General features: G+C 59.0%; 9 protein-coding genes. 5 read left to right on the plus strand and 4 right to left on the minus strand.

Annotated features, from left to right (window positions below; translation table 11 throughout):
- The 3 genes from GIW48_RS29265 to GIW48_RS29725 form a co-directional block, all read left to right on the plus strand.
- Nucleotides 1-349, plus strand: a 349-nt coding sequence (locus GIW48_RS29265; protein ID WP_236472980.1) for a M10 family metallopeptidase C-terminal domain-containing protein, incomplete at its 5' end; no start/stop codon positions are given.
- 101 nt (nt 350-450) lie between these two features.
- Nucleotides 451-1,836 (plus strand): M10 family metallopeptidase C-terminal domain-containing protein, encoded by a 1,386-nt coding sequence (locus tag GIW48_RS29270; protein WP_236462498.1) that lies wholly within the window; start codon nt 451-453, stop codon nt 1,834-1,836.
- A gap of 506 nt (nt 1,837-2,342) precedes the next feature.
- On the plus strand, nt 2,343-3,491 hold the full coding sequence (locus GIW48_RS29725; RefSeq protein WP_138451176.1) for a M10 family metallopeptidase C-terminal domain-containing protein: 1,149 nt from the start codon (nt 2,343-2,345) through the stop codon (nt 3,489-3,491).
- A gap of 80 nt (nt 3,492-3,571) precedes the next feature.
- On the opposite strand, the gene GIW48_RS29285 is transcribed toward GIW48_RS29725, so the two are convergent.
- The 3 genes from GIW48_RS29285 to GIW48_RS29295 are packed head-to-tail and all read right to left on the minus strand — an operon-like array spanning nt 3,572 to nt 5,291.
- Nucleotides 3,572-4,222, minus strand: a complete 651-nt coding sequence (locus GIW48_RS29285; RefSeq protein ID WP_017136674.1) for a DUF799 domain-containing protein — start codon at nt 4,220-4,222, stop codon at nt 3,572-3,574.
- Nucleotides 4,219-4,581 carry a DUF4810 domain-containing protein gene (locus GIW48_RS29290; protein ID WP_017136673.1) on the minus strand — a complete coding sequence of 121 codons (363 nt, stop codon included), beginning with the start codon at nt 4,579-4,581 and terminating at the stop codon, nt 4,219-4,221. Before GIW48_RS29290 ends, GIW48_RS29285 begins: the two co-directional genes overlap by 4 nt.
- 29 nt (nt 4,582-4,610) lie before the next feature.
- Nucleotides 4,611-5,291 carry a CsgG/HfaB family protein gene (locus GIW48_RS29295; RefSeq protein ID WP_017136672.1) on the minus strand — a complete coding sequence of 227 codons (681 nt, stop codon included), beginning with the start codon at nt 5,289-5,291 and terminating at the stop codon, nt 4,611-4,613.
- Nucleotides 5,292-5,720: 429 nt separating this feature from the next.
- Between GIW48_RS29295 and GIW48_RS29300 the strand changes: the two genes are divergently transcribed.
- Together GIW48_RS29300 and GIW48_RS29305 are read left to right on the plus strand one after the other, a co-directional pair.
- Nucleotides 5,721-6,332 carry a hypothetical protein gene (locus GIW48_RS29300; RefSeq protein ID WP_017136670.1) on the plus strand — a complete coding sequence of 204 codons (612 nt, stop codon included), beginning with the start codon at nt 5,721-5,723 and terminating at the stop codon, nt 6,330-6,332.
- Nucleotides 6,333-6,348: 16 nt separating this feature from the next.
- On the plus strand, nt 6,349-6,936 hold the full coding sequence (locus tag GIW48_RS29305) for a hypothetical protein (protein WP_099549566.1): 588 nt from the start codon (nt 6,349-6,351) through the stop codon (nt 6,934-6,936).
- Nucleotides 6,937-7,185: 249 nt separating this feature from the next.
- Here the strand turns inward: GIW48_RS29305 and GIW48_RS29310 are convergent, their stop codons facing one another.
- Nucleotides 7,186-9,750: an autotransporter family protein gene (locus GIW48_RS29310; protein ID WP_236462495.1), complete on the minus strand. Its 2,565-nt coding sequence runs from the start codon at nt 9,748-9,750 to the stop codon at nt 7,186-7,188.
- Nucleotides 9,751-10,104: the final 354 nt, after the last annotated feature.

A 10,104-nucleotide genomic window follows, 5' to 3' on the forward strand; every position in this document is an offset into this window, starting at 1 on the left:
CCCCTCCCACCGTTCAATGACACACACTTACGAAAAGGTCAGTAACTCGTCCTATCAGAATGCCGACTTGATTGAGGACTTTGTCAGTGGCAAAGACAAGATCAATCTCACTGCCTTGGCCAAGAATACCGGCACACCGCTGCGGCTTGTCGATAACTATACAGGCCGCATTGGCGATACCGTTGTTAAGTTAAATTCACGCAGTGGTCGATACTTTGTGGGCGTGGACTTTACGGGTAATCGCCAGACCGACTTTCTGGTCAAAAGCACTCAACTAATAAAACCCGAGGACATTATGGGTTTGACTGCAAACTTCCAAAGCCAAGCCAGGGTATTTTCTCGCAGGTAGTCACCTCGAAGGTTTAACCCTATCAACCCCTGACACCATCGTGTTTTCCCATGAGCGTTAACGTTCACACCTCCGCTCGCCTATTAAAAGGATTCAAGTAGATGCTCTCTGTTGATAACAAGCCTTATACGGCGCTTGCATTATTTGAGCCTGCCCATCAACAACCGGGTGCTGTAAAGGACCAGCCATTGGCCTCCTACACCACCGACCGCGCCGCCAGGCACCTGCTGCGCACCAGCCGGGAAATGGGATTGAAGTGGCAAGACCATAACCGCGACGGCGTCATTGATATTGCCTACGAGTTCTTCACGCCGGATGAGCCACACCGGGTCAGTCATGTACCCAAGGGTGCTTATGAATTAAATGAACAACAAAAGAAACGGGCGCTTATATCGATGCAAGCGTGGGCGGATGTCACCCGTATAAAGTTCTCACATAAAGGCGCGAGTACCGAGGGCCGACTGACCCTGGGTCTTTACAAGGGTAACGAGGAATCCTATGCGACCCTGCCCTTTCCCAAGAGCTTCAAAAAAGGAGGCGAGGCATGGCTGGACTCAGGGCATGCACAACCCAGGACTGACCGTTACGACCAACATGTCATGGCTCACGAAATTGGGCATACCCTGGGCCTCGACCATACCGGTGACTATACCCAGCAACCCGCCACGCGCGACTACTTGGAGGACACTCAAGCCTACAGCGTGATGAGTTACAACCCCGAGATCAGAAGTGGTCAGAACTTCTCAAAAGACGCACAGTGGACCCATTACTCGGTGGCGCCCCTGATGCATGACATTGCAGCTATACAGGCCGCCTACGGCGCCAACTACCAGACCCGTCGCGGCGATACCGTTTACGGTTTCAACTCCACTACCGAGCGTGATTATTTCAGCCTGAAGTCCGCGCGGGACGCGCCGGTTTTTTGCATATGGGATGGCGGTGGCGACGATACGTTGGACTGTTCCGGTTTCAATCAGAAACAAACCATCAACTTGAACGCCGAAGCCTTCTCTGATGTGGGCGGTATGAAAGGCAACGTTTCCATTGCCAAGGGCGTGACCGTGGAAAATGCCATTGGCGGCAGCCATGACGATACGTTGATCGGCAACAACGCCAACAACCGCCTCAAGGGCGGGGGCGGCGCAGACACGTTGAGGGGCGGCGGCGGCGCGGATGTTTTTGTCTACGACAAGGCCAGCGATTCAACCGCTGCGGGTGCTGACCTGATCACCGATTTTGTCAGCGGCCGAGACAGGATCGACCTTACCGGGCTGAGCCAGAGCACCCGCACTCAGCTGCGACTGGTCCACACCTACTCCGGCCGCGCGGGCGACACGCTGGTGAGGTTCAACGCCTACAGTAATCGGTACTTTGTCGCCATTGACCTGACCGGAAACGGCCAGACGGACTTCCTGCTGAAAAGCACGCGGTTGATAAGGCCCCAGGATATCAGTGGGCTGATGACCTCACGGCCTATCTTCGGATAAACGCACTGTCGCACCAGGGTTCAAAGTCGTCCCTGAACACGTGTGAAAAACGGTCATTCGCGGTGGCCGTTTTTTCTGATGCAGGGCGAAAATTCAGCCCAGGACTGGGCATTGGCTTAACCCTGTGTAGGAACACTTTACCTGCAAGAAAAACGACTTACTCGGACACACATCGGGCTTTGGAAAGTGACGCCAACACTGGCAACTTCACACTTAGCAAAAGGGAACCTGCCTGCCTCACCAAGAAGGAAAAGTGCCAATACCCCGTGAGAATAACGACCTTGAGAATTAATCCTGTAACGCCGATGTACAAGCCTTATTCGAGCAGCGCTCAGTCAGCCCAAAGCCCTGCACACCGCCGCTGGGACGCCCCGGTAGCCCGTTCTCTCAGCGGCCATGGGGGCAACTATGACCCGACTCAACGCTCGGATGATCCCTACACAAGTAGAGCTGACAGGCCGTCATTTAATCAGCGTCAGGCCGTTGAGCAACTGACGGGGGGCAGGTTGAAATGGCAGGACCGAAACCAAAACAACAGGACCGAGATTTCCTACAACTTCACTTATGAACAGGGTCTTGGATTCAACGACTACGAGAAACAAGAAGCACGGCGCGCCATCCAGTCCTGGGGCGATGTGGCGAACCTGACGTTCACTGAAAACGGCGGCCCGGCAGAAGGACGGCTGGCCTTCCGTATTTCCAATAATGTGATAGTTGCAGACGGCTACTACCCCTATAGCAACGACAAAAACGGCATCGCTGGCGATACCCGCTATCAACCGGGCTTTGTGACACGCCCCACCGTAACCCACGAAATCGGTCACACGCTCGGCCTGAATCACCCCGGTACTTACAACGGCCAAAAAGACGACGCCAAACGGTTTTATGCCCAAGACTCTAAAGCCCATACCGTCATGAGCTATTACCCTGCCCAAAGCAGTGGCAAACACTTCGAGGGCAGGCCGCTGGCTCCCATGATGGATGACATCAGTGCTATCCAGCACCAGTACGGCGCCAACTATCAAACCCGCCGAGAAAACAACATCTACGGTTTCAACTCCAACACCGGCAGGGACCACTACTCCCTGAGAAGCCATCAGGACGCCGCTATTTTTTGCGTATGGGATGGCGCCGGAAATGACACGCTGGACTTCTCGGGTTACGGCAATAACCAAACGATCAATCTGAGAGATGGCTCGTTTTCCGACGTAGGTGGTTATCAGGGCAACGTCTCTATCGCCCGCAACTGCCTCATCGAAAACGCTATCGGTGGCTCAGGCCACGATGTGCTGATCGGCAACGCCGCCGATAACCGGCTCACCGGTGGGGCGGGTGCGGACCGCATGCGCGGCGGCGGCGGCGCCGACAGTTTCGTCTATAACCACGCCAGCGACTCCACGCCTGCAAACCCCGATGTCATCATGGATTTCACCAGCGGCACCGACAAGATTGACCTGCGCGGGCTGGAGCGAAGGTCCAACACGCGATTCAAGCCCGTCCAGGCGTTCAGCGGGCGTATCGGCGACGCGATCGTGGGCTTCAACCCGCAGACCCAGCGCCACTTCATCGCCATCGACTTGACCGGCAACCGCACAGCAGACTTCGTGGTGACCAGTACGCAAGTGATCAGGCCACCGGATGTGCTTGTAAACTGACGGCAACGCGTGACACCCAACCCGCGAAGCCTTTGCAGACCCGAGCGGTCAGCAAAGGCTGTTCACGGTTGAACAGATACTTAGTCGGTGCCGTATTTCGGGTTACGCGGGCCATACAAAATGCCGGTGCGCTGCCCGGCCGACAGCAGGCGGACACTGGCAATACCGGCAATCGGGTGCGCCGCATCGGTGGAGCTGTTGATCACCTGCTTGACCGCTGCCGAGACCAGCATGCCCACCAGGCCGCCGCCATTGTTGTTGCCTTCCTCGCTGGAAGCGCGTGCCGAGCCGGTCCACAACGTGGTGCCGGTGCGCAGGTCCACCAGCTTGGCCGAGGCCGTCACGGAGGTGTCGCTGGAGATCAGCATGTACTTGGTGCCGTAGTCGCTGATGGTGATGTACAGCGCCGCGTCCGCACCAAAAATGTCATGCAGCTTGCCCGGCGCCACGCCCTGGATATCGTTGGCGGTGGTCAGGCCGTTCTGGCGGAAAGTTTCGTCCACCAGGGCAATCGGCAACACGTAGTAACCGGCTTCGGCCAACGGGTAGGTGACCTGCGAAACCAGGCTGTAGGAGGCCTGCACTTCCGGCGACTCATTGATGGGTGGCAGTACCAGGATCGACTTCGGCCGAGCCTGTTTGAACGCTGTGTAATCAATGGTCTTGGGCGCCGCGCAGCCGCCGAGCAATGCCAGGGCCAGCAAGGCGCCGGTGAGTTTTAACAGGTTCATTTAGTGGCAACTCCAGCCTTGGCGTTTTTCAGCAAAAAGTCCATGTACGCAGCGGACTCAGGGAACAATGCCTTCTCGGTGCGGAACTCCTGCACCATCTGGTCATCCTTGCCCATGCTCAGGTACAGCATGCCCAGGTGCGCGTGGTAACCCGGCGGGGCCTTGCGGCCGCTGGCGTTGATCTTTTGCAGATCGCGTTCCAGGGCTTCCACCTGCGCTTCCTTGGGCTCGCCCTTGAAGTACTCGTAAACCTGCGGCTGGTAGCTTTCCCATTGATACAGGGGTTGGGGCGCCGTGTGGCACCCGGCGACCGTCGCGATTGCTGTCAGCATCAGCGCCAACTTAACTGCCTTGCTCATCCGTGTAGTGCTCCTTGGCGTTGTTGTGATTAGTTGCGCGGGTTCCAGGCGCCGGCGTTGATGCCGTCTACCAGGCGGTTGATCGCTTCGCGCATGGCCAGGTCCAGAACCTTGCCATTGAGCGTGGAGTCGTAGCTGGCAGTGCCGCCAAAACCGATGACTTCACGGTTGGAGAGCGCGTACTCACCGGCGCCCTGGGTGGAATACACCACTTCGGAGGTGCTGATGTTGACGATATTCAGCGCGACTTTGGCGTAAGCCACTTGGGTTTTGCCACGGCCGAGAATGCCGAACAACTGGCGGTCGCCGGTCTCTTTGCGGCCGAACTCGGTCACGTCGCCCGTCACCACGTAGTCAGCACCTTTAAGCTTTTGCACGGTGCCTTTGATCGCGGCTTCCTGGGAGATTTCGCCCATGTTGTCGCGGTCCAGCACACTGAAGCGGTTGGTCTGCTGCAGGTGGGTGATCAGGATGGTCTTGGCCTGGCCGCCAAGGCGGTCAACGCCATCGGAGAAGATCCCGCGCATGTAGCTGGAGCGGTTATCGAACTTGCCTACGGCAATCGGTACACGTACGCCGGAATAGGCCACGCTGGCGCTGGCAACTTGCTCCACCGGCATCGCACGGTTGCTCTCGGTGGCGCAACCGGCCACGCTCAGCAGCGCTGCGGCGGTGAGGCCCGACAGCAGGATTTTGGACAGTGTTTTCACAGAGTGCTCCTAGAGGTGAAACCAGCGCAAAGGGCTGTTATGTAAGTTATCAACGAAGTCGCGGCAATCAGATTTTGCTGAAAACGCGCGCGCGTTTGCACGCAGCCTCAACATGGAAAGTGTCGAGCCCGCCAATAGCGATATCAGGAAGGGTGACTGCCTCGCAGCAGTGCGGTTGAAACGTGCGGCCCGCGGTGAGGCGGGTGGCCGGGAGAAAAGCAGAGAGGCGCATTGCTTGATTCATCCTTGAAAAATGCCTTGTATCCAGTGCGCGGCATTTTACGGGGTTGCCCTGTGTACTCAAGCGGTTTCGCTGCTGCGGGGGCGTTCGCCGCTCAACGGCATTCTGTTACGCTGCGCGCCCGCCTCAAGTTACACAGCCATCGGTCGAGACATTGGCTTGGCTTGTTCATTAAATAGGGATATTGCGTGTTGAAAACCCTCCTTGGGGCTGCGGCCCTGCTCGCGACGCTGTCGATGACCGGCTGCGTCTCTTACACCGTCACCGGCCCCATCGGCGCCCCGCTCCACCCGGCCCCCGTCAGCAGCCCGCGCAGTGCGCAAGTCGCTGATGTGACAGTGAGCGCCGCCGACGTCAACGACGCCAATAAAACTGCGATCAGCCGTTCGCTCACGGCCCAACTCAACCAGTACGTGCGCACGGCGGGTTACTTCAAGCAGGTCACTGAGTACCCGGTGCGCCTTGGCGAAAACGATGTCGCGCTGAAATTCAACATGACCTCCCTCAAAGGCCACCGTGGCGTTCACCCCGCCTACGTGCCTGGTGCCCTGCTGACGCTGACGATCTGGATCTGGGTCAACGGCCCGATTTTCGTCGACACCTTCGACGTGGCCGGCGACCTGGTGATTGTCGACCGCGACGGCAAGGAACTGGCGAGCGCCAAGCAAGAGGTCAAGTTTGAACGCAACGTGGGCCTCTACGGCCGCGAATACTGGGCCCCGACCATGGGCGCCAAACAGTTGAACGAACTGGTCGCGCAACTGCTCGATACCGCCACTGCCAAACTGGCCAAACCGTAATTTCAGGGAGCAACACATGAAAGGGTTGATCAAACACAGCCTGGTCCTCGCCGCCGTCTTGTTGACCGGTTGCGTGTCCTACTCGCAACACGAATTGCCGGCCGTGCAAACCTGGCCGCCGACCGCCAGCACACCGGCACAGAAACCCACCGCCTACGTGCGCACCACGGCGCTGAGCCAAGTCAACGGCGGCCCCGGCAATACCACGGCCGGCGCACCGGCGGCGCTGTGGGAAAAAACCGTGGCCGATGGGTTCCGCCAGTCCAACCGCTTTGCACGGGTGAGCACCGACAAGGTCGACTCGGACATCTACGCCGACGCCACGCTGTATAACAACGAACAGTTCAGCATGGCCTCGGCGATTATTACCGGCGTCACGTTCTTCATCATCCCGTCCACGGCGAAGAACACCTTCACCCTGGAAACCGTGTTCAAGGACAAGGACGGCAAAGAACTGGGCCGGGTCAAGAAAAGCGAATCGGTGCGCACGTGGATGCACCTGGTGCTGATCGTAGGCATCCCGTTCCAGGCCAATACCGGAGAAGTGGTTGAAGCACTGACCCGCAGCACGCTGGATGAGGCCGTGCAGCGCAAGTTGTTCTGACAAACACAACACCAAATGTGGGAGCGGGCTTGCCCGCGATAGCAGTGTGTCAGTCACTGGATTTATTCACTGACCCACCGCCATCGCGGGCAAGCCCGCTCCCACAGGGGTTTGGTGGTGTTACCGATCGTTCCCACGCTCCGCGTGGGAATGCATCCGGTGACGCTCTGCGTCACGGCCTCAAAAGCAGACGCAGAGCGTCCAGGGCGGCATTCCCACGCAGAGCGTGGGAACGATCAGCGCTGGGGCTTAGAACGCGTAACGCGCTTTGAGCATCACGCCATCGGCGTCAAAGCCACTGCGCGCTTGGCGGGTGTAGCTGGCGCCCACGGTGAAGTCCGACACCTGGTAGTTCACGCCCACACTCGCCTCGTAGCTGTCACGCGCCACCGACGCGCCGGTGGTGGTGAACGCCGCACCACCTGCCACAAAGTTGGAGGTTTGCGCGACGCGATCACCCATCAGGTCGTGATACGCCATCAAGGTCGCTTCCGGTTGCAGGCTGCCTGCGCCCATCGGCAAGTTGCCGGCCAAACGCACACCGGCACCCAACTCACCCACTTCATAACGCTGCAAACGCGTGCTCAGCGCCGCCGAAGAACCCTTCTCGTCGTAGCCGTCCATGCGCACGTTGGCATAACGCGCCGCCACACGCGGTTCGATCACCACCGCCTGCGATGGCTTAAAGCTGTAGCCGCCGATTACGCTGGCTGCCAACACGTTGCTGTCGTAACTGCCCTTGGCCGTGGTGCCCGCCACATGGCGCTTGCTGTCGTTGTCGTTATGACCGTAGCTGAGGCTGCCATCCACAAACCAGTTTTGCAGCGCCCAGTTGCCATACAGCGACAGCGCGTGGCCCTCCACATCGGTCTTGTTGCCCAGGTCCGAATGGATGTTGGAATTAAGGTAGCTGTAAGCCACGCCCAGGGTGGTGGTGTCGTTCAAACGCCCGTCCACACCCACGGCCATGCCGCTGCTGTTGGCCGAGTAACCGTTGTTACCGCCGCGCCCATCCTGGTCCATGTTGCTGCTCAAACCCTGCACCCACACGCCGCCGGTTTGATGGCCTTCGCGCTGGTCGGTAAGGCGGTTGAAGATTGCGCCATTGATAACAGTCTGCCCCGACAACGCCACATCCAGCGCGCCACGGTTGACGTCCGGCTTGAGCTGCTCGCTCACTTGAGCAAGCTGTTGCGCAGTCCCGGCGTTGGCGAGGGACTGGAACACTGGGTCGTCCTGGTTGAGCCCGCCGAGCACATCGTTCTTGAACGTATTCACCGCCGTGGCCGCTGCGGCGCTGGCACCTGCACCGGCAAGTTCCTGCTGCACTTGCTGGTTGTCTTTAACCGCGACGACAGCCTTGACCGTTTGCGCATCCGCCGAGTAGCTCAGCACGTTGAGCAGCGATGACGAACTGGCAACCGACAGGCCGTTGTTCTGCACACTGGTGGCCTGCAACAGGGTGTATTGAGTGCCGTTATTGGTGCGCGCAAAGTCGCCTGGCTGCGCACTCACCGTGAGCTTCGACGCCTGGGCGAAATTAGCCGTACCGTTGACCGACAGATACGGCGTGGTGGGCACCACGCTGTCGGCCAGGTGCATATCAATGCCCGCACCGCTGGCGACGTTAAGGTTGCCGCTGATCGTGGTACCGGGCGCGGCCAGGTTCAACGAGCCGGAATTAATCGAGACCGGCGCGATGATGCGCTGGCCGGCAAAATCAGCTTGGCCGGCGACATTCACCGCACTCAGGTTGAGCAAGTCGCCGGTGATTTTGCCGCCCGTCCAGTTCAGCGTGGCAAGGTTGGCGGCGTCGATGGCCGTGCCGGATTTGCTGCGGATCTCGCCTGCTTGCTGGTTGATCTCGAAGGGCGAAGTCTGGTCGCGGGCATTGACCAGGATCGCGGTGCTGTCGGCACTGATCAGACCCCGGTTGATAACGCCGCGCGCGCCCGACTGCGGGTTCTGGGTAAAGGTTGCCCCAGTCAGATGGACAGCCACCGCATTGGCGCCGTTGGCTTCAATCGTGCCGGTGTTGAGCAAGTAATCGAAGGTGCCGGAGTTGAACTGTACGGCCCTGGCCATACCACCGTTGACCGTCACCACACCGCTGTTTTCTATACGCAGGTCACTGGTGTCGGTTTCAACTTCAATGCCCAACGCCTCTTCGCCCGTGACGCGGATGGTGCCGGAGTTGAGGATTTTGCCGCCGACGGTCACCGGCATATTGTTATGGGTGTCCAGGATCAGGCCGTAGCCGTAGATGGAAGTGACATCAATCAGGCCGGAGTTGATCACGTCACCACCGACGGTCGTGCCATTGAGGTACATGCCCTCGCCGTCACTGTCCGACCCCGGCACGTCAACGGTGACGATAGTTCCGGAGTTGATCACGCTGCCGCCGATGTTCGCGGCGCCCACCTCAAAACCTTCGGCCCAGGTCTGGTTGGTGAGCCTGATCGTACCGGCCTGGATGACATCACCGGTGATCGTGCCGCCACGGGCCCGCAGATCAGAGTCCAGCGCGCCATCCACTACAAAACCACGGATGTTGAGGCCACTGCCATCAATGCTGTAGTCGGCGCGGTTGATCAGCGAACCCTGAACATTGGTCTCGGCAACACTGGCCCCATCGACATTACGCTGGGTGGCCACCACATTGCGCGACCCGACCAAGGTGACAGGCTCGTTGAACACCTGGCCTTTCCACTTGTTCTGGCCGCTGCTCACGTCGAATTCCACCGCAGCAACATGCGCGGCGCCTGCGCTGACCATCAGGGCCAGCAGGGTTTTCTGGAACGGCTTGCGCTTCATTTCAAACTCCATGAACTACAGTCAAAGCCGCCAATACGCCCGGCGGCTGTAGGTGTGCTGAGCGAGGGATCAGATGATCCGAATGTATTCCCCCAAGGCGCCCTGCTGAACCCCAGGCGCGAGCAATCGCACCGCAGCCGGTGGTGGCAGACAAGGGATTGGGGAGGCGAAGTTCACATTAATCCTTAATGTCGTTTTAAAAACGCTGCAGTCCATGCAGCCCGACCGGTTGCGGGTGGGCGGGGTAAAGACCCGGACTTGAGGGAAATGGTTCCTTTTGCGGTAGGACGCTTCCCCAAACTACCGAGGATTTGCCTGATATCCGTGAGCGGACGGCGGAATGCGTTGGGGGTG

Source organism: Pseudomonas sp. PA-6-3C, assembly GCF_021605825.1.
Lineage (GTDB): Bacteria > Pseudomonadota > Gammaproteobacteria > Pseudomonadales > Pseudomonadaceae > Aquipseudomonas > Aquipseudomonas edaphica.

Excerpts from the sequence above, each read along its gene's own strand:
- GIW48_RS29305 (WP_099549566.1), top strand. The coding sequence starts at position 6,349 with ATGAAAGGGTTGATCAAACACAGCCTGGTCCTCGCCGCCGTCTTGTTG.
- GIW48_RS29290 (WP_017136673.1), bottom strand. The coding sequence starts at position 4,581 with ATGAGCAAGGCAGTTAAGTTGGCGCTGATGCTGACAGCAATCGCGACG.
- GIW48_RS29310 (WP_236462495.1), bottom strand. The coding sequence starts at position 9,750 with ATGAAGCGCAAGCCGTTCCAGAAAACCCTGCTGGCCCTGATGGTCAGC.
- GIW48_RS29285 (WP_017136674.1), bottom strand. The coding sequence starts at position 4,222 with ATGAACCTGTTAAAACTCACCGGCGCCTTGCTGGCCCTGGCATTGCTC.
- GIW48_RS29270 (WP_236462498.1), top strand. The coding sequence starts at position 451 with ATGCTCTCTGTTGATAACAAGCCTTATACGGCGCTTGCATTATTTGAG.